The organism is Bacteroides sp. MSK.20.12, assembly GCF_019052435.1.
Lineage (GTDB): Bacteria > Bacteroidota > Bacteroidia > Bacteroidales > Bacteroidaceae > Bacteroides > Bacteroides xylanisolvens.
Map to the genome: position 1 here is coordinate 67,228 of NZ_JAHQVH010000021.1, position 21,146 is coordinate 88,373.

Sequence of the window (21,146 nt, forward strand, 5' to 3'; positions counted from 1 at the left end):
TAAAAAACAGCTATAATGAAACATACTACATCTATTATAAAGTTGTTCTCACTTGCACTATTTGTTCTTGTCGGAACTGCGTGTATAGACAACTTTGACAAAATAAACCAGAAGGACTATCAGGTGGACAAGGAAGAATTGGGCCGTGAAGGATACAATGTTGGTGCCAGTCTCAAAGGATTACAGGGATTGGTTATTCCTACGGAGGAGCATCTTTACCAATTTGTCGAAGCACTTGCCGCCGGAGCTTTCTCCGGATATATCGGCTGTACTGTGGAGTGGACAGCCAAATTTGAGACATACAATCCGCCAACAGACTGGCAGGAAGCGCCTTTCTCTGATCTTATCACACGTACTTACCCGTTCTATCGTGACTTGCTCGACGAAACAGAAGATCCGGTCGCATTAGCATTAGGAAAACTACTGCGTGTTACCATCATGCACCGGGTGACAGACATGTATGGGCCTATTCCCTATTCCAAAATCATTTCTAAAACCGGTGAGGTTTCTCTGACCGTACCATACGATTCACAGGAAGAGGTATACAAGCAAATGTTTAAGGAGTTAGACGAAGTGAGTGATGTGCTTAAAGAGAATCTTAATTTAAGTACAGAAGCCTTCCGCAAATTTGATGATGTCTATCAGGGGGATCTCTCCAAATGGCTCAAATTCACAAATTCGCTCAAGTTACGTATGGCCATGCGTTTGACATACGTACCGGAGATGAAAGAGGAAGCCCGGCGAATAGCCGAAGAAGCCGTTACCGCTGGCGTCATTACCCAAAATGCAGACAACGCTTTCTTGAAAGTAGAGGAAAACCGTGCAGCAATGGTGTTCAACAACTGGAATGACCAGCGTGTGGGCGGTGATATCATCTCATATATGAACGGTTATAAGGATCCGAGGCGGGAGAAAATGTTCACTACGGTTAAGGTTACTGACCAGGAAACATGGATGGAAGTGGATGGATATGCCGGAATACGCATCGGTATTGATGTGCGCACTAAAGATGAAATGATAGGAGCATACAGTAAGCCGATCATCACAAGCACCAGCCCCTATATGTGGATGAACGCTGCAGAGATCACTTTCTTACGTGCCGAGGGTGCTTTGTGGGGATGGAATATGGGAGGTGAAGCCAAAGATTTGTATAACCAAGCCATAGCTCTCTCTTTTGAACAATACGGAGTGACGGGTGCAGATACATATACCGCAAATACAACCGATATGCCACAGGCATATGACGACCCCCAATATGAATATACAGATTATGAAGGCCCGCGCAGTACTATCACCATAGCATGGGAAGAAGGGGATAATTATTTTGAGCGGAACCTTGAACGTATCATCACCCAAAAGTGGATTGCTAACTTCCCTTTGGGAGTGGAAGCATGGAGCGAATACCGGCGCACGGGATATCCGCATCTGTTACCCGTAATAAAGAATAAAAGCGGTGGTTCCATTGATACCGATCACATGATACGCCGATTATGGTACCCTCCTATCGAGTACTCCGAGAATCTTTCTAATATAAAACTGGCGACAGGTATGTTAGGAGGCCCTGACAACGGAGGCACACGGTTGTGGTGGGATAAGAAACCTTATGCCAATCCATGAGAAATGAATGAGTATGATTAATACGAATGAAAAATAAGAAAAAATGAAAGCAATAATATATAACATATTTACCTGCACTCTATTACTCTTAGCGTGCGTTCTGCCTACGGCATGTAGTGACTGGAACGAACCGGAGCCGGTGGATGTGAACATAAATAGTCCCAAAGATCAGAATCCGGAACTTTGGGCAAGCTACATGCAGGTATTGAATACCTACAAGCAAAGTAAGCATTATATAGCTTATACGCGATTTGACAATTCTCCGGAGAAACCTGTAAATGAAGGAAGCTACCTTCGTTCACTGCCCGACTCACTGGACATTGTTACCTTATGCAATCCCGGCAATATCAGCGATAATGACCGTGAAGACATTCTTCTATTGCGTGAAAAGAGTACCCGGGTAATCTATCTTGTAGATTATGCTGCACAGGCAGCTACCTTTACTGATGCCGCAGCTTTGGGAACTTGGCTTGATAAAGCAGTTGCCGCAGCCACAGAATTGAACCTGGATGGTTTTGCCTTTACAGGCGTCCGTCTATATAGCGGGACAGATGCTGAAATGGTAGCCCGTAAGGAGGCCGCACAGCTTATCGTCTCTAAGCTATCCGCTGCAACGGGTGGTGGCAAGTTATTAGTATTTGAAGGTAATCCCGACTTTATAGAGTCTACTGACCTTGAAAAGCTAAACTACATTGTGTTAAATACTGCTGACCTCACTAATGTGAGCGAACTAAATCTAATGATTGCCGGATTACCAGATAGTAATATACTGCCTCGTGAGAAAGTTCTATTATCTGCCCGTATAGGCGACCAAATAGTAGACGAAAAAAATGAAAAACAAAGTGTAGTGCCTCTGATGACAGATCGTGTAGCTGCAATGGGGCCACTTGGAGGGCTTGCCATTCACAATATCGGCAGCGATTATTATAGTGCGAATATGAATTATGAAACCACTCGTACGGCTATTCAACAGATGAATCCGTCGAAATAAAAACGTACGATTATGAAAAAGAAATTTATCATATATATTCTGTTCCCGCTCCTGATACTAGCGGTTGGAATGTCAGCTTGCACCGAAGATACTATTTTGGCGGATGCAGGTAAATTGCCGGATGAAACGACAATGGGAACTATTGGCAGTACGCTGCGTAGCAATTCGTCCTTCTCCGGAAAAGCAGTTATTGAACTGACGAATGACAGTGAGGATGAAATAGTTGTCGATGAAATATTCTATCAGTTAAGCCGTCCTGCGACAAGCGATGTGAAGGTTACAGTCAAATTGGAAAAAGAAATGAGTATGGAGTTTGAAGCTGAAATAAAGGCAGATAATGCGAAGATTGAAGCGTTTAATGAAAGTATGGTTGCAGCGCATTGGAGACAAAAGCCTTTGTTAAAATCAGCAGTTTTCCCAAAAGAGAATGTAATCTCGGGAGAAGGCATCCTGACTATACCTGCTGGGAAAGAGAAGTCATCAAGTATCAAACTTACGCTTTCTACACATAATCTGCCTGCTGATTATGATGCTTACGAATTACTCTTTGTCATAGAGCAAACTAATGCGGATGGCGAAACAGAGAAGCAATATCTCAGATACAGAATCAATGCACGCCAAAAGGCAGGTGAAATACTATCGGAAGATGGCGTTAATATCGCAACATTGGATACCCGTTTCCTTTCTGTGTTCTATCTCAATACCTCCACTTATCAACCTATACTTGCTGATATTTTTATATATGTGAGAACAAATACTGAAACCCAGGAAGCGGAAGCGTACAGTATGGGAAATATTGTCAACTTGCGGATAGCAACGGTAGGTTATGATAAAGAATCCGGTCGCGCCATACTAACATTAAATAATGATCTACGCTATGTATTAGAGAATGCAGCCACTTACATCCGCCCTCTTCAAGATCACGAACGCAAAGTGTGTCTGTGCATCGAAGGCGGTGGTAAAGGCTTAGGCTTCTGTAATATGAATGATGCCCAGATAGCAGACTTTACCAAACAAGTAAAAGATGCAATAGAGTATTACCAGTTAGATGGTGTGAACCTTTGGGACGTAGGCAGTGGATATGATAAAGCGGGAATGCCTCCAGTAAATACCACCTCATATCCCAAACTTATCAAAAGTTTGCGTGACGCAATGCCTGATAAAATGCTAACTTTAGTAGATAAAGACGAGCCTACTGCATCCTTCTATGATCCTGCTTTATGCGAAGGTATAGAAGTGGGAAAATACATTGATTACGCATGGCATGGTTATGTTTCAGAGGAAGAAGAAGTGCAAATTATAGAACCGTGGGAAACCGAACACCCTTACAGCGACTATACTCGTAAACCCATAGCAGGACTGACAGCTGAACGCTATGGAAGCGTAAATATGCCTCTGTATCCTAAGAGTGCAGGTGGGATATTAAATTCCTCAACTAAAAAGGCGATAATGTGGAAAAAAGAAGAAAATCGAAAAAAGAACAATATTATCGTATTTGGTAGTGATATGATTAGTGACGAACAAAATCAGTATGAATATGGCATGGAAAATAGATATCTATCTTTCATTGGAGCAATAGCAGAGGATGGTCTAGAGTGGGGTAAAAATCCACGCCCTCCATTCATGGAGGGAGAGAAAAATGGAGAATACCACTATGGTATATCCGAAACTGTAACAGATGAACATAGACAGAAATTTCATTCAGGATATCGTTATCTCGCCAAAGATTGGTAGAACTAGCGGTCGAGATCAATAAAAAGAAAAACATAAAAAGAGAATATTATGAAAACAAAACATATTCATCGAGACATTCCATTATTCGTCTCTTTTGCAGGTTCTGTCATAATCCTACTTCTGTTAGTAGCGGCATGTGACAACAAGGATTATAGTAAAGCGTCTCCTTTTGACAATGCCGTATATATAGATGTGGCAAAAGTGAAGGATGTAGCTAACTTCACATTTAATAATCTCAAACAGACAGGACAGCAAGAGCTTTCTGCTGTGTTGGCATACCCTGCCGAACAAGATATTGATGTTAATTTTCAGGTAGATCCTTCGTTGATAGGTTATTATAACGCGCGTCTCGGCACCAATTATGCAATGCTGGACGCTAAATATTATAAGTTTTCTACACAACATGTCGTCATCCCCCAAGGAGACGTAAACTCGGAAGTCGTAACGATCGGTTTCTCCGACCTCACGGATTTGGACATTGACACTAATTTCCTGCTACCTGTCACTATTCAGCAAGCGTCAGGAGGTATGGGATTATTGAAGGGATCAAAAACTATTTGTTACATAGTACGTCGTTCCAGTGCCATTACTACAGCAGTGAGCCTTTCAAACAACTACTTTGAAGTTCCCGGATTCGAAAAAGACAGCCCTACAGCTGATGTAGTAAATGGGCTAACACAACTAACCTTCGAAGCCATTATCCGGGTAAATAGATTCGATCCTAAAAATGAGATTTCAACTATAATGGGTATAGAGCAATACTGTTTGTTCCGTTTGGGCGATTCAGGATTCCCCAAACAGCAATTGCAGTTTGCCGCCAACGAGATTAAATTCCCCAAGGCAGACGAAGGAAAATTGTTGCAACCAAGCGAATGGTATCATGTAGCCGTGACTTATGACACCGAAGCAAAAACTGCCGCTATCTACGTGGATGGCAAACTGCAGAGTACTATTGAGGACTACGGAACTGGTGAGCCCATTAATTTGGGCAAGCAAACCCGAGGAAAGGACTTTATGTTTAAAATAGGACACTCCTATGGTGAGCCAGAGGATATGACTCGTCAATTAGATGGTGAAATCTGCGAAGTACGAATATGGAACGTGATACGCTCACAAGAAGAAATTTACAAAAATATGTATGATGTCGATCCTCAAACTACAGGTTTAAAAGCCTATTGGAAGTTTAATGAAGGCAAAGGGGATATAGCGAAAGACTATACAGAAAACGGTAATGATGCAAAAGCATATGCTAAAGCTATTTGGCCGGAAGGCATTGAAGTGACACAGAAAAATAAGGAATAATAACGACCTAAAATTTCAATCTAAAACGCTGCCACATTTTTACTCCTACTTTAAGTTACATAAAAGGGAATAGTAAAATGTGACAGCGTTAATAATTAACTCTCTACTATAGAATAATTTAAATTGCCCCTGATGAATTTGCCAAATATGCACAGATTCATTCACTGAAAATATAAAGTCAAAGAGTAGCCATTATCTAAAAAAAAGTCGTAGCTTTGCAATAACCTAAAAATTAAATTGATATGGAACAACAAGACAAATATATACGCTTTGACTGGGCTGTGAAAAGGCTTCTCCGCCAAAAGGCAAATTTCGGCGTACTGGAAGGTTTCTTGACTGTCCTTCTCGGTGAAAACGTGAAAATCATAGAGATATTGGAAAGTGAAAGCAACCAACAAACAATCGATGATAAATTCAACCGGGTAGATATTAAAGCCAGAAATAGTAAGGACGAAATCATTATTGTAGAGATCCAAAATACACGGGAGCTCTATTATCTGGAACGCATCTTGTACGGAGTGGCAAAAGCTATCACTGAACATATTTCTTTAGGAGAACGCTACTATGCGGTGAAAAAAATATACTCTATCAGTATTCTATACTTCGATATCGGTAAGGGAGAAGATTATTTGTATCATGGACAAAACCATTTTATCGGAGTACATACAGGAGACAGACTGGAAGTAACTACTAAAGAAAAAGACGCCATCGTCCATAAGATTCCGGCAGAAATCTTTCCGGAATATTTTCTAATTCGTGTGAATGAATTCGATAAAGTGGCCGTCACTCCATTGGAAGAATGGATTGAATACTTGAAAACTGGTTGCATTCGCCCCGATACAACAGCTCCCGGTCTGGAAGAAGCACGCCGGAAACTTATTTATTACAATATGTCCAAGGAAGAAAGACATGCCTACGACGAGCACCTTAGTGCCATCATGATACAAAATGATGTATTAGATGGAGCAAAACTGGAAGGGCGCATGGAAGGACGTATGGAGGGGCATATGGAAGGACGCATGGAAGGACGCATGGAAGAACGGCTCGAAATTGCCAGCAATCTGAAATCACAGGGAGTAGACATAACAGCTATCCAAAAGGCTACCGGACTTTCATTGGAAGAAATTCAAAAGTTATAAATAACCAGATATTACACAATAATGCATATAATCTAGAGTCGCATAAGAAAATCATGCGACTCTTTTTTTATCCCCATTGAAGACATTACAATCCGATATTGATAATTCTTCAATCAGAAATAGAAATATCAAATGGAAAAACGGTACACCTCTTTCACTCTTTTGTCACCTCACAACAACACAATCCTAACAAACCATAATTATATGTCACCGTTTATCGCTATAAGAACACCAAACAATAACAAACGATTAGACAACATTCATAACATCATCCACTTGTTACAACTTATCATTATTTTTACTTCGCAGGAATAAATCGTACTTCCTTTCTACCCATATATGAGAAAATATAAAATGGTACTCATCGAGATATTTATCGATAGTACCGAATATGCCACACGCTCTCCCCCCACCTGTATTTTCATACAGTATATAAAACATTCAATAAACAAGAAATAGATCTATTATTGTCACTTGGAGGAAATTCACCATTTCCGAAAGAATGATTCAAACTGTTAGAATTCAGACTCTATATATAGACTTCACCTTCAACTATTCCCCCTCAAGATATAAATAATTACGAGTTTATATTTTGAGTTTATGAATGTACAACTATGAGATCATAGTTACAGTGAATTTCCTCTTTTATCCCCAACAAAGGAAATTGGTGTATCTCATCCAAGTGGCGCTATTAAAAACAAATTCATATGAAATATTCAATAACAACGTCGCCCCTCGTTCCTGTCATCATGGCTATAACTCTTATTTATCAATTAAACTTTATCCCACTGTTCATTGTAGGAGGATTTTCTATTTATTGTATTTACTTCTATATCATTCTTATACAAAAAGAAAAAAAACTTTCAAAAGGATACACACATAAAAGTATATCCAAATACACTCCTATACAAATCATAGCCAATCAGGAAGAAACAAAAATAGACTCTTTATTCTGTAAAAAGTCTCATAAAAGAAAGTCTGTTAAACCCACTGTACTACTTGCTGACAGCAATATCGATTTCAGATCTTACCTGGAAACGCGTTTATCTGATCATTTTATTGTAAAAAGCTTCGGAAACGGTCTGGAAGCCTTAACATACATAAAAGAAGAATATCCAGACATTGTGGTCTGTGACACCATGCTACATGGTATGTACGGCAGTGAGCTTTCATCAAGATTGAAAACGTCCTGTGAAACTTCAATCATTCCCATTATCCTCTACGGCTCATATCTGAATGGAAGACAACGCAATACCAGAGAAACTTCTTTGGCCGATGTCTTTATAAATACGCCTTTTCATATAGAAGACTTAAAAATAGAAATGAATGTCCTGATTAAAAACAGCCGTTTTCTCCGAAAATCATTCCTGCAAAAAGTATTCGGAGAACAATTTCTAAAAATAGAAGAGGAGGAGGATACTTTGAGTGAAAAAAATTACATATTTATCAACCTTGTAAAGGATTTCATTCTAAAAAATATAGATCAGGAAAATTTGACTATAGATGAAGTCGCATCCGAATTGTGCATGAGCAGAACCACATTCTTTAATAAATGGAAATCGCTGACAGGAGAAGCACCTAAATATTTTATATACCGGATTCGTATGGAAAAAGCCCGTGAACTGTTGGAGAGTGGAAGATACTCTGTTAATGTGGTTCCGGAAATGATCGGATTGAGGAATCTGAAAAACTTCCGCCACAAATACAAAGAATATTTTGGAATAACGCCAAGCGAATCTATAATGAAAAAACAATAATATACAAAATCTGCTATTTGCTTAAAGGTCCCATCCATCGGGACCTCTGCACAGCATTCTTGCAAAAAAAATATTCTGTTTTTTATTTCCTTGTGCAGTATTTTACAATTACCGGCATTTACCCTATGTACGTACACCTTAATTTTGAAAATTAATAATCTAATTTTAAACAGTATGAAAACTTTAACTGAAATAAAAAAAGTTCGTTGTTTTAATCGCTTAGTTTTATTTGTAGTGGCATTGGGCCTGATAACCACTTTTACAGCATGTAGCAATGATGATGATTCAGACATTCCCGTATATTCTCTTAAAGATGTGGATGGAAATTATTCCGGTACCATGTTGACAGAGTCTGATCCGCCCGTTAACCCACAAACTAATTCCCCAAAAGAAGAACAGCCGGAAGGAGCCACCGTTACCGCTGAAGTAAAAGACAATCAGGTCATGATTAAAAAACTCCCGGTAGACGATCTCATCAAAAGTATCGTCGATGAAGAAACTGCCGGAATTATCATCGAAAATCTGGACGATATCAATTACAACATTCCTTATACCGCTGCCTTTAATGATGACAGTAAAGGCTCTATTCTACTTCAATTAAAACCTGAACCTTTGGAAATAAAATATACTATCCCGACTCAAGCACAAGCAGACGGAGAAGAAGCTCCTCAAATTACGATAAAAGTAACCATAGAAGCGGAAGAAAAGGGCCAATATACATATAAAGACCAAAAGCTTACATTTGAAATCAAAGCAACCAAAGTGGAAGTAGAAGGACAGCCGTTTGAAGAATTCTCGCCTACTACATTCAGTTTCGACATGGCCAAGAAGTGACTAACCGTATAAACTTTCCCAAAGTATTTTCATTATGATGGGAATTATCTCCCAAAAGAGTATGCCGTCACATGATGCGCATGCTCTTTTTTTTATACCTTTGTGAAATAACCAACTATATCAAAATGACTACAACTGAAAACATACGGAAAGAGTTACAAGCATTAGTAGATGCCAAATATAAGGAATTTCACTCTTCCCTCCTTCCAGGAGCGAACAATATTCTCGGTGTACGTATCCCCCAACTGCGAATCATGGCCAAAGAAATTATAAAAAAAGAGGACTGGCGTACGTTTGTTGAGTCAACCGATACGAACTATTATGAAGAAACAATGCTTCAGGGAATGATTATCGGACTGGTAAAAATGGAACTTGAAGAACGAATGAACTATGTAACGATGTTCATTCCCCGTATAGATAATTGGGCTGTATGCGACATTTTCTGCAGTGAACTGAAAACTGCCGTAAAAAAAGGAAAAGAAACCGTATGGCAATTTATCCAACCTTATCTGAAATCCTCTAAAGAATTTGAAATACGCTTCGGGATTGTGATGCTTTTCCACTATGTGGATGACGAACATATCGATTCGTTACTGGAATATGCCGATTTATTCAATCATGATGCTTATTATGCACGTATGGGTATGGCATGGATGCTATCATTGTGTTTCATCAAATTTCCCCAAAAGACAATGGAATATCTGAAACATAGTACATTGGATAACTGGACTTACAACAAAGCACTGCAAAAAACAATCGAGTCTTTCCGGGTAAACAAGGATACCAAAGATATGCTTCGGAATATGAAAAGACGATAAAAACAAAACACGGTGAACATCCCGCCATTAGCATTCCGTTCACCGTGCTTCTTATTCTTTCTATAGATACCACTTCTATCTTCGCGCCTATTTATTTTTTGTTTGTAATACGGAGAAATACTAATTCCTCCTCACCTTTTTCCTTCTGCTTCTGCGCCTCTGTTGTTTCTGGCGGCTGTAACGCTGCCATCTTTTATAAATCATCCAGCCACTCATCAATGCAACAACGACAAAGATAAGAATAGTTATGCCAACCCCCAAATTATCGCCCTTAATACGCGACCAAATATCAAGAACTTCTTTTGTCTGATCGCCAAAGTCACGAATCATGGCACATCGTTCTACCACTTTGCGATCCGGGTATTGTATCTTATCAATTTGTATGCTGTCTGCACCCGGTCCGAAAAAGTAACTTAAATCGGCATAATAATGGAGGGTCGTGTCTGTTTTCTCTTCCAGTATTTCGGGCGTAGCTATGGAACTTACATATCCGCAGAAATCCATATTCCGCAAAGCAATGTCCGGACGGCACATAAAATTGATAAAATAACTGGCTGCTTCTGGATTTCTGGCGTATTTCGGGATTACCCAACCGTCATACCAGATATTGCTCCCTTCCTCGGGAACTTCATAATCCAAGTCCACTCCTACCGCATTTGCCTCTTCAATCGCCCAAATCGCATCACCGCTCCAAGTCATATTCAGCCAGGCTTTATTCTTCGTCATCATCTCCTTGCCGAAATCCGCCTCCCAACCGGCAATATTCGGTTTCAAGGCTTTCAGGTATTTTTCGGCCAGTTCCATCGCACGTGGAGAATAGTCGTTCATCAGCTCTTCCACTGTCACCGTTCCTTCTTTCAGTTCCTTCGCATGCGCATAGATGACAGCTGTTCCGTAAGCATCACGGTAACTATCCTTCATCAGGATTTTTCCGGCGTACTTTTTATTCCAAAGACAATCCCAGGACAACGCTACCGAATCGGGTACATAAGCCCGGTTATACAGAATTCCAGCCGTTCCCCACATATAACATACAGCATAGCGGCTCGCCTGCTCACCCGGTTGGCTCAATTTATTGATTTGTTCGCGGATAAACGGAGCTACATTATTCATGTAGTTGGGAGAATGTGCAAAATTCGTATCGATGGGCAGCAGCAAATGTTTCTTCAGCATACGCTCGATGATGTATTCCGAAGGACAGACCACATCAAAATCCTCATGCCCCTTTTCAATCTTCGTCAGCATGATCTCGTTGATGTCGAATGTCTGGTAAACGATACGGATATTCTCACCGGTCTGTTCTTTATAATATGCCTGGAAATCCTCGAGTACACCTTCGCCGATGTAATCTGCCCAGTTGTAGATTTTAAGAACCCGCTCACGAGGTTCACCGGAATTATAGCATCCGGTCAAGGTCAGTAAGAGCAGGATTACGGGAATTATTCTTTTCATATTATTTACGTAGTAGCACATTTGATGGTCTATTAATCTTTTTTCTTCGCTTTTCCTGCCCGATAATTGATGCCAATCAACAACGCCAGCACCACGACAAAAATGATAGCCGAAAGCGGACGAAGTTCAGGGGTCAGCCCTCCCTTGCGGGCATCGGCATAGATATAAGTAGAGAGTGTCTCCAGACCTTGATTACCGATGGTAAAGACAGTTACGGCAAAATCATCAATGGATAGGGTCAATGCAAGCATAAAACCACTAATCATTCCCGGACGAATCTCCGGAACAATAACTTTCCACAAAGCTTGCATGGGAGTCGCTCCCAAGTCAAGAGCGGCCTCATAAATATTCGGGTTCATCTGCTTCAAACGAGGCAGAACGCTCAAAACAACGTATGGCGTACAAAAAGTAATATGAGCAAGCACTACGGTTGTGTATCCTTGTGTGATTCCTAAAGAAACAAACAAAAGGAAAAGCGAAATACCCGTGATGATATCTCCGTTCAGAATAGGAATACTATTCACAAAACTAATCGCTTTACGCGAACGGGATTTCAGATTAAAGATGCCGATAGCAGCCACACTACCCAGCAAGGTAGATGCCGTTGCAGCCAGCAGAGCAATAGTAATCGTGTTAATCAATGCATTCATCAAAGAATGATGCGTGCCTGTAGTGAAAAGCGAAGTATAAAGTTTTGTGGAGAAACCAGTCCAGTTGCCCAGCACTTTCGCTTCGGTAAAAGAATAGATGACGATAATCACGATAGGAGAATAAAGCAACAACAGCAATATCCACAAGTAAGCCTGCGCAAATATTTTCTTTACCATAGCCCGCCTCCTTCGTTTGAATTGTCCTTATCGTCTGTGCTAAACAAAGAAGTAGCAGCAATCAGCAGCAACATAATAAGCGAAAGTGCCGCTCCATAGTTCCACATGCTGTTATTGATATTTTCCTGAATCGTCGTACCAAAGAGTTTGATGTTATTCATCGTCAGCAACTCGGCAATGGCAAATGTAGATATAGTCGGCATGAACACCATCATAATTCCACTCATCACACCCGGCATAGAAAGCGGAAGGACTGCTTTCAGAAAGACTTGCAGCGGATTGGCTCCCAAATCTTGTGCGGCTTCAATATAACTATGATCCATCTTCTGCAACGTGTTGTAAATAGGATAAATCATAAAGGGGATAAAGTTGTATACCATACCGAATATCAATGCTCCCTCGCCCAACGGTACACTAAAAAAGTCGAACAAGGCAACCGTAGCAAGGGTACGCACAAGAATATTTACCCACATCGGCAGGATAAACAGTACGACCATCGTCTTAGAACGGTTCAGCTTACTGTTACTCAATATCCATGCTGCAGGATAACCCAGCAAAATACAAACAAGGGTGGTAATGATGGCAATACCGATAGAATATACAAAGGTATTGATTGCTTCGGGATGTTCGAAGAACTTCTGAAAATTAGCGAGTGTCAAATGACCGCTATCATCGGTAAAGGCATATACGACAATTAAAAACAGCGGTATAATCACAAAGATCGCCGAAAAAATAATGTAAGGGAGAGTCCAACTCTTACGTGATGACAAAAAGACTATAAACTTCTTATTCACTTCCTTTCCTGTTAATCGGTTATTTTAATTATACGAATGGCATCTGGAGGGATGGTAATACCTACACGGTCTCCGTCGTCCCATACATCGTTCGTATCTACAAATACATTCTCGTCCCAGTCTGACAATACGGTCAGATGATAATGGTCGCCCTTGTAAAGGATGAATTTCACCTCACCTGTCAGAGTTCCGTCTTCTTCATTATCCTGAAGAATCACTTTTTCAAAGTCTACCTCCACTTTGACATTCGTATCGGCAGCTATATCTTCCACCGGAGTACATTCAAAGTTACAGCCCAGGAATTCCACATGAGTGGCATCCAGCAATTTTCCTTCAAACGTATTGCAGATACGCTCTTTCTTCATGATGTGAATATCAAACGGCTTCACCAGCAGTCCGACTTCCGCTCCTACTTCAAAATGATGGTAATCCTGCACCAGAAATTCATATCCGCCGCACATCACCGTCATTTCATAATGCACGCCTTTGAAAATAGAAGTCTCTACCACGCCTACCAACTGCGCCATATCCGAAACGGGGAAAATATAAAGATCTTCCGGACGGATGACTACGTCTACCGGAACATTTTCACCAAATCCTTCATCCACACATTCAAACTCCGTGCCGCAGAAGCGTACCAGCTTATCATGAATCATGGTACCATTGAGGATATTGCTTTCTCCGATAAAGTCGGCAACAAAAGCGTTGATGGGTTCATTATAAATATCAATCGGTGTACCGATCTGCTGAATCTTTCCTTCACTCATCACAACAATCGTATCACTCAACGTCAATGCCTCTTCCTGATCGTGAGTGACGTAAACAAACGTTATACCCAAAGATTTATGCATTTCTTTGAGTTCCATTTGCATATCCTTACGCATTTTCAGGTCGAGCGCTGCCAGCGGCTCATCCAATAGCAACACTTCCGGCTCATTCACAATGGCACGGGCAATGGCTACACGTTGTTGCTGACCACCGGAAAGAGAATCCACATCGCGGTATTCATAATCTGTCATACCTACCATCTTTAAAGCTGCTTTCACTTTCTTCTCAATGGTTTGTTTCGGTGTCTTTTTCAGCTTCAGGCCGAAAGCAATGTTATCATATACATTCAAGTGCGGGAATAAGGCATATTTCTGAAATACCGTATTCACGGGACGCTTGTGGGGAGGAGTTTGTGTTATTTCCATCCCCGAAATTCGGATCTCGCCTTCCGAAGCCGTCTGAAAACCGGCAATGAGACGCAACAACGTGGTTTTACCGCAACCGGAAGGACCAAGTATAGTGACAAACTCGCCCTTTTTCACGTTTAGAGTCACATCATCCAATGCTGTTTTATCGCCAAAATACTTCGATACGTGGCTCACCTCAATGATGGATTTATCTTCTTGCATATTCATACTAAAGTTTGGGCTGCAAAGGTACACATTTCTGCGGTTTTCACCTAGGTGTTAATCTAATATAACAGTGTTTTTCGATGCCCGACAGAAAAAAAATCTATCTTTGCATAAATATTTATTCACTAATTTTACAAAAGCATGAAAAAGTTAACTTATTTAGTTATTGCAACGGCAGCGTTAGGCATGGTAGCTTGTACGGGCGGAAACAAAGCCGGATACGTTGTCACAGGTACGGTAGAAGGTGCAAGCGATGGTGACACCGTTTATCTTCAGGAAGCTACTGGTAGAAATCTGACCAAACTAGATACAGCCGTTATCACCAAAGGTACTTTTACCTTTGAAGGTACACAAGATTCTGTGGTTAGCCGCTATGTCACTTGCGAAGTGAACGGAGAGCCATTGATGATTGATTTCTTCCTCGAAAACGGAAAAATCAACGTTACCCTGACCAAGGATAACGACGCTGTGACCGGTACTCCTAACAATGATGCATACCAGGAAATCAGAGCTCAAATCAATGACATCAGCAAGAAAATGAATACCATTTATGAAGCAATGGGCGACACTTCTTTAAGTGATGAGCAGAAAGAAGCCAAACAAAAAGAGGGTGCCCAGCTGGAAGAACAGTATGACAAAATAATCAAAGAAGGTGTTAAGAAGAACATCGCCAATCCGGTCGGAGTTTTCTTGTTTAAACAAACGTTCTACAATAACTCTACTGACGAAAATGAAGCTTTGTTGCAACAAATTCCTGCGAATTTCCAGAATGACGAAACAATCGTAAGAATCAAAGAGATGACCGACAAGCAGAAAAAGACTGCCGTAGGTACTCAATTTGTTGATTTCGAAATGCAGACTCCGGAAGGAAAGGCTGTGAAGTTGTCTGACTACGTTGGTAAAGGTAAAGTGGTATTGGTTGACTTCTGGGCTAGCTGGTGCGGTCCTTGCCGTCGCGAAATGCCTAATCTGGTAGAAACTTACGCAAAGTATAAAGGTAAGAACTTCGAAATTGTAGGCGTATCTCTCGACCAGGATGGAGCTGCATGGAAAGAAGCAATCAAGAAGATGAATATGACTTGGCCACAAATGTCCGACCTGAAATTCTGGCAAAGTGAAGGTGCACAGCTTTATGCAGTAAACAGTATTCCTCACACTGTATTGATCGATGGCAGTGGTAAAATTATCGCTCGCGGTTTGCATGGAGAAGAACTTCAGGCTAAAATTGCAGAAGCTGTAAAATAACAGATCGAAAAAGAAGGTTTTTCAAAGGCTTTAAAGTTCAAACAAGGGGCTGTTCGAAAAGCTTTGATCCTATAAAATCACGCTTACTACGACATGTTGCAGTAAGCGTGATTTTTCTTTTCAGAAACTTTTCAGATGGTTTCTTGCTTATTAAAAAATTCACAAGTCAACAACCAAACAGATAAAATTCAGCCCCTGTAATTCTCGAAAGAACACAGGAGCTGAATCTATATATGAAAGTAAGGGAGAAGGACTCCCCTACTTTTATTTCAAACAAATTAGATAAACCAACGTACGTAGCAGAAGTCTTGACGGTGTGGAAGCTCCGGATTCTTCGGGAACATACGGTAAGACACCTTGAAGCTACCTGCATTTGACAAGCTGTGTTTAACTTGGAATGTATACAAGTTACCTTCTTTCTTGATGACACTAAACGGTTCTACAGAGTAAACATGTTGTTTGCCGTCTGCAGTTGTGTAAGTAGTAACCAATTCAAGTCCCACTGCATCATTCAAGCCTTTTTCATCGATCACGTAAGTAATAGTATATTCTTTTCCGCTTTCGATGTCACCGTTCTTCAGGTCTTCTACCTTGTCGCAAGATACGATTTCAATAGCATCCCATTTAGCAACCACTTCTTCTTTCCAAGCTGCGATTTCTTTTGCTTTTGCATTATCATTAGCAGCCAAAGTCTGGAAGCGTTTCGCCAGTTTGCAATAGAATTTGCTATAGTAATCATCCAACTGACGCTTCATTGTATAATGAGGAGCGATCTGTGCGATAGAATTCTTCACCACTTTGATCCAGCCTTCAGAATATCCTTTCTTATTACGTGCATAATACAACGGCAAGATTTCAGTTTCAAGAATACTGTAAATAGTAGCAGCATCCAACTGATCCTGATGTTCCTGGTTCTGATAAGTACGTTTTTCTGTCAACGCCCAACCTGCACCTTCACGGTAACCTTCCAGCCACCATCCGTCTAATACAGAGAAGTTAACAACACCGTTCATCAAAGCCTTTTCGCCCGATGTACCGGATGCTTCCAACGGACGAGTCGGAGTATTCAACCAGATATCAACGCCTGAAACCAGACGACGAGCCAATTGCATATCATAATTTTCAAGGAAGATAATCTTACCCAGGAATTCCGGACGGCGAGAGATCTCGATAATACGCTTAATCAACCCCTGACCAGCACCATCGTGCGGATGAGCTTTACCTGTAAACAGGAATTGTACCGGGTAATCAGGATTATTCACAATCTTAGAAAGACGATCCAAGTCGGTGAACAACAAGTGTGCACGTTTGTAAGTAGCAAAACGACGACCGAAACCAATCAGCAATGCATTCGGATTGATCTTATCCATCAGTGAAACGATACGGGAAGGATCTCCCTGGTTCTTCAACCATGTATCGCGGAATGACTTACGGATATAGTCAACCAACTTATTCTTCATAGTCATACGAGTCTTCCAAATCTCTTCATCGGGCACATTGTAGATAGCTTCCCAAATCTTAGGATTAGATTGATCGAACCAGAAGTTTTCGTTGAAATATTTAAAGTACAGTTCTTTCCATTCAGTTGCACTCCAAGTCGGGAAGTGAACACCATTCGTTACATATCCTACATGGCTTTCTTCCGGGAAATAACCTTTCCAGATAGAAGAGAACATTTCTTGAGAAACCTTTCCGTGCAGCCAGCTCACACCGTTCACTTCCTGTGAAGTGTTACAAGCAAAAACAGACATACAGAAACGTTCGCCCTTGTCACCCGGATTGTTACGTCCGAGATCCATCAAGTCATCCCAAGTGATACCCATTCTGGAAGGATAACCACCCATATATTTGCCGAACAAGCCTTCATCAAAATAGTCGTGACCTGCAGGAACCGGAGTATGAACAGTGTAAAGAGAAGAAGCACGAACCAACTCGATAGCTTGATCGAAAGTCAATCCTGTAGCTACATAGTCACAGATACGCTGAACATTGATTAATGCAGCATGTCCTTCATTACAGTGATAAACATCTTTCTTGATGCCCAGTGCTTTCAAAGTCAAGATACCACCGATACCCAACAAGATTTCTTGTTTCAAACGGTTTTCCCAGTCGCCGCCATAAAGCTGGTGAGTGATAGGACGGTCGAATTCGCTGTTCATTTCATTATCCGTATCAAGCAGATACAAAGAAATACGTCCAACGTTTACACGCCATACGTTTGCATGAACAAAATAATCAAGATAAGGAACGTCAACTATCAACGGCTGACCATTGGCATCCATTACACGTTCAATAGGAAGTTGACCGAAGTTTTGTGCTTCGTAGTTGGCAATCTGCTGTCCATCCATAGACAACGTTTGAGTAAAGTAGCCGTAACGATACAAAAAGCCTACTGCACACAAATCAACATTGCTGTCGGAAGCCTCTTTCAGATAGTCACCAGCCAATACACCCAGACCACCGGAATATATTTTCAGGACGCTGCTCAAGCCATATTCCATACTGAAATAAGCGATAGATGGGCGTTGCTCATCCGGCTTCACATCCATGTAATCTCTGAATTTCGTATAAACTTCATTCATTCTTCTTAGAATCACTTTGTCTTTTGCCAGCGCTTCCAGCTTTTCATAGCTCATACGTTCCAACAACAGTACTGGATTCTGTCCACATTCTTTCCAAAGTTCCGGATCTAGATCTCTAAACAGTTCAGTCGCTTCAAAATTCCATGCCCACCAAATGTTGCGTGCGATTTCAGACAACTTCTCCAACTCTTCCGGTATACGTGATTTTACAGTAACCTCTTTCCAGTTGGGAGTATTCACATTACTAACTTTGATTTTCATAATGTTTACGTTTACTTATTGATAAATAATTCTTTCTTAACTCAACTGACGCTTCATAGCATTGCGTAAGGCAATGTCATAAGCCTCATAGTAATATTGTATAAAGTGCTTCCATAAAGCCTGTTCTGCCACTTCGGCAGCACGCTTACGGATTTCCTTCACTTCTTTCTCCGTCTTATCCGCAAATAACGTAATTGTATCTTTAATACCATCCGCTACTTCCGAATAATTATAGTCCGAACGATGCAGCACTTCTACTCCATCATTAATGCCATGCTGGTTCTTCAGGCTGTTTACCCAAAGTCCGAATCCTGCCAGATCAGTAGTGATTGTCGGCACATGGAATGCTACACTTTCCAACGGAGTATATCCCCACGGTTCGTAATAAGAAGCATAGACACTCAAATCCTGTCCCAACAATATATCATAATATTCTTTATTCATGATGCCATCACGACCATTCAGATAACAAGGTACAAAAATCACTTTTACCTTATCTTCCGGACGATTGCCCATTTCCAGATATTTCAACATGTCCAACACCTGGTCATGAGTCATATTATGCAGCCAATGAGTGATAAATGGTACTTCGAGCGGAGTGTCGAACTTCTCCTTGCTTTTCAAACGTCCCTGCAAATCCTCACGGGGGTCTCCTACCCAACCGGGTACATTGATGAATGCCAAAACATTCTTATGCAAATTCTTATCCCTGTTCAAGCGGTTTAATGATTCCAAAAAGACATCAATACCTTTATTCTTAAACTCATATCGTCCACTGGTTCCGACAATTAACGTATCATCACCCAGATTTGTTCCCAATAATTTATTCGCTACATTGAGCATCAAGGCACGCGCACGTTTACGTTTTCCGGTAAATGTGCTTCCTTTCGGTACAAAATCATCTTCAAAACCGTTCATCAGAACAACATCTGCCGGTTTATCCAGTAATTCCTTACACTCATTATTGGTTATTTCGCTCACTGTCGTAAAACAGTCTACATAATGTGCAGTCTGTTTTTCAATCGAGTGTTTCGATTGCATGTTCAGTTCTTGCGCCATCTGATCGCCATTATAAGCAAACAGATAGTCGTACAACGGTTTATGATTACCGGCAATAGAACGACCGATAGAAGTAGCATGGGTCGTAAAAATAGTAGCCACCTCCGGCACAGCCTCCTGTACATAAAGTGCTCCCATTCCAGTCATCCATTCATGCGCCTGATATACCACCTTATCCGTTTCTGTCAGGTTGTAGCGATAGAAACTCTCCACCACTCTTCCCGCAGCGTATGAAAACATAGAAGCTTCGTCGTAATCGCCATAAGCGTGCAACGAATCTACTTGATAACGATTCCACATTTCTGTGTATATATCGTCTTTCTTTTCAAAAAAAGGTTGGAAATCAACAAGAATGACTATGGGTTCACCGGGGATATTCCATCGTCCTATACGGACAGAAAGTTCGTCTTTCTCAAGTGCATGCTTTTTCCAGGCAGCACATAGGTTATCCGACTCGATGAATAGAGGGTTTTCTTTTCCTTGCCATACATCAGGACCTATGAAGAAAATTCTGTCGCGGAACTTTTCCTGCAATGTATTTGCCCGTGTCGACAAGACGGTGTATATTCCTCCCACTTTATTACATACTTCCCAGCTGGACTCGAAGATATAATCGGGGGTTAATAAATCTTTTACCATATAATATATTAAAACTCTTTTTAGTATGCGAGTGCAAAAGTACACATTATTCTTTGAAAAATAATACTTTATGCGAAAAATATGAGTTAAGAAGAGGAAAGAAACGTTGCCCTATAATGAAAAAAGAATATCCCCTTGCACATGCAAAGCTGCATGTACAAGGGGATTGAAACTCCTTTATAGGAAATATTCTTGCTAAAAATTATGCAACGAGTGCACTACCGATCAAGAAGGTTGCAGCCAAAGCAACGATTGCATAAAGCTCGGGGAATACGGCAAGAATCAACGTATTACTAAATACATTGTGTCCCTGTCCGATAGCTGCAATACCGTTTGCACAAACTTGTCCCTGACGGATAGCGGAGAATAAGGCAACCAATCCTAAAGCAATACCTGCACCAAGAACTGCTGATGCCTGGATAGCTGTAATTTCAGGAGTCAAAATGCTGAAGATAGTCTGAAACATGAAATAACCGGCAAAACCATAAAGCCCCTGTGTACCCGGAAGGGCTGTCAATACCAGGAAGTTACCGAATGCACTATCATTCTTCTTCAATGCTCCGATGGCAGCATTACCTGCAATAGTTACTCCGTAAGCACTACCGATGCCAGACAAACCAACCATAATCGCGATGCCAATGTAGGCGATAAACAAATTCATTTCCATAATCTTATTCTATTTTTTATTGTTTAAT

The 21,146-nt window shown here is 40.9% G+C and carries 15 protein-coding genes and 1 pseudogene; 9 read left to right on the forward strand and 7 right to left on the reverse strand.

Annotated features, from left to right (window positions below; translation table 11 throughout):
* Nucleotides 1–15: 15 nt before the first annotated feature.
* From KTR06_RS12725 to KTR06_RS12760, 8 genes and pseudogenes are all read left to right on the forward strand, one after another.
* Nucleotides 16–1,617, forward strand: a complete 1,602-nt coding sequence (locus KTR06_RS12725) for a RagB/SusD family nutrient uptake outer membrane protein (protein ID WP_217290398.1) — start codon at nt 16–18, stop codon at nt 1,615–1,617.
* A gap of 43 nt (nt 1,618–1,660) precedes the next feature.
* A complete protein-coding gene (locus KTR06_RS12730; RefSeq protein ID WP_118407783.1) occupies nt 1,661–2,608 on the forward strand; it encodes a glycoside hydrolase family 18 in 948 nt (315 codons plus the stop codon).
* 12 nt (nt 2,609–2,620) lie between these two features.
* Nucleotides 2,621–4,342 (forward strand): glycosyl hydrolase family 18 protein, encoded by a 1,722-nt coding sequence (locus KTR06_RS12735; RefSeq protein ID WP_118407784.1) that lies wholly within the window; start codon nt 2,621–2,623, stop codon nt 4,340–4,342.
* A 48-nt stretch (nt 4,343–4,390) separates the two neighbouring features.
* Nucleotides 4,391–5,644: a DUF1735 and LamG domain-containing protein gene (locus KTR06_RS12740; protein WP_118407785.1), complete on the forward strand. Its 1,254-nt coding sequence runs from the start codon at nt 4,391–4,393 to the stop codon at nt 5,642–5,644.
* A 242-nt stretch (nt 5,645–5,886) separates the two neighbouring features.
* Nucleotides 5,887–6,783 carry an Rpn family recombination-promoting nuclease/putative transposase gene (locus KTR06_RS12745; RefSeq protein WP_217290399.1) on the forward strand — a complete coding sequence of 299 codons (897 nt, stop codon included), beginning with the start codon at nt 5,887–5,889 and terminating at the stop codon, nt 6,781–6,783.
* Between the two features lie 881 nt (nt 6,784–7,664).
* A pseudogene (locus KTR06_RS12750) lies at nt 7,665–8,540 on the forward strand (helix-turn-helix domain-containing protein); the annotation flags it as partial.
* A 174-nt stretch (nt 8,541–8,714) separates the two neighbouring features.
* Nucleotides 8,715–9,374, forward strand: a complete 660-nt coding sequence (locus KTR06_RS12755) for a DUF4840 domain-containing protein (RefSeq protein WP_117684274.1) — start codon at nt 8,715–8,717, stop codon at nt 9,372–9,374.
* Nucleotides 9,375–9,499: 125 nt separating this feature from the next.
* Entirely contained in the window at nt 9,500–10,192 is a 693-nt protein-coding gene (locus tag KTR06_RS12760; RefSeq protein ID WP_117684273.1) for a DNA alkylation repair protein, read from the forward strand.
* 120 nt (nt 10,193–10,312) lie between these two features.
* Here the strand turns inward: KTR06_RS12760 and KTR06_RS12765 are convergent, their stop codons facing one another.
* The 4 genes from KTR06_RS12765 to potA are packed head-to-tail and all read right to left on the reverse strand — an operon-like array spanning nt 10,313 to nt 14,668.
* Nucleotides 10,313–11,644 (reverse strand): ABC transporter substrate-binding protein, encoded by a 1,332-nt coding sequence (locus KTR06_RS12765; RefSeq protein ID WP_049703332.1) that lies wholly within the window; start codon nt 11,642–11,644, stop codon nt 10,313–10,315.
* A 32-nt stretch (nt 11,645–11,676) separates the two neighbouring features.
* On the reverse strand, nt 11,677–12,471 hold the full coding sequence (locus KTR06_RS12770) for an ABC transporter permease (protein ID WP_117684272.1): 795 nt from the start codon (nt 12,469–12,471) through the stop codon (nt 11,677–11,679).
* Nucleotides 12,465–13,265, reverse strand: coding sequence for an ABC transporter permease (locus tag KTR06_RS12775; protein WP_004316765.1), 801 nt, complete (start codon nt 13,263–13,265; stop codon nt 12,465–12,467). Before KTR06_RS12775 ends, KTR06_RS12770 begins: the two co-directional genes overlap by 7 nt.
* An 11-nt stretch (nt 13,266–13,276) precedes the next feature.
* Nucleotides 13,277–14,668: a polyamine ABC transporter ATP-binding protein gene (gene potA / locus KTR06_RS12780; protein ID WP_004316768.1), complete on the reverse strand. Its 1,392-nt coding sequence runs from the start codon at nt 14,666–14,668 to the stop codon at nt 13,277–13,279.
* Nucleotides 14,669–14,806: 138 nt separating this feature from the next.
* Between potA and KTR06_RS12785 the strand changes: the two genes are divergently transcribed.
* The gene (locus KTR06_RS12785) at nt 14,807–15,910 is read left to right on the forward strand and encodes a TlpA disulfide reductase family protein (RefSeq protein ID WP_151921140.1); all 1,104 of its coding nucleotides are present in this window, start codon (nt 14,807–14,809) and stop codon (nt 15,908–15,910) included.
* Nucleotides 15,911–16,188: 278 nt separating this feature from the next.
* Here the strand turns inward: KTR06_RS12785 and KTR06_RS12790 are convergent, their stop codons facing one another.
* The 3 genes from KTR06_RS12790 to KTR06_RS12800 form a co-directional block, all read right to left on the reverse strand.
* On the reverse strand, nt 16,189–18,753 hold the full coding sequence (locus KTR06_RS12790; protein ID WP_004316772.1) for a glycosyltransferase family 1 protein: 2,565 nt from the start codon (nt 18,751–18,753) through the stop codon (nt 16,189–16,191).
* 36 nt (nt 18,754–18,789) lie between these two features.
* Nucleotides 18,790–20,451, reverse strand: a complete 1,662-nt coding sequence (locus KTR06_RS12795; RefSeq protein WP_217290400.1) for a glycogen/starch synthase — start codon at nt 20,449–20,451, stop codon at nt 18,790–18,792.
* 202 nt (nt 20,452–20,653) lie between these two features.
* Nucleotides 20,654–21,118, reverse strand: a complete 465-nt coding sequence (locus KTR06_RS12800; protein WP_008022961.1) for a V-type ATP synthase subunit K — start codon at nt 21,116–21,118, stop codon at nt 20,654–20,656.
* Nucleotides 21,119–21,146: the final 28 nt, after the last annotated feature.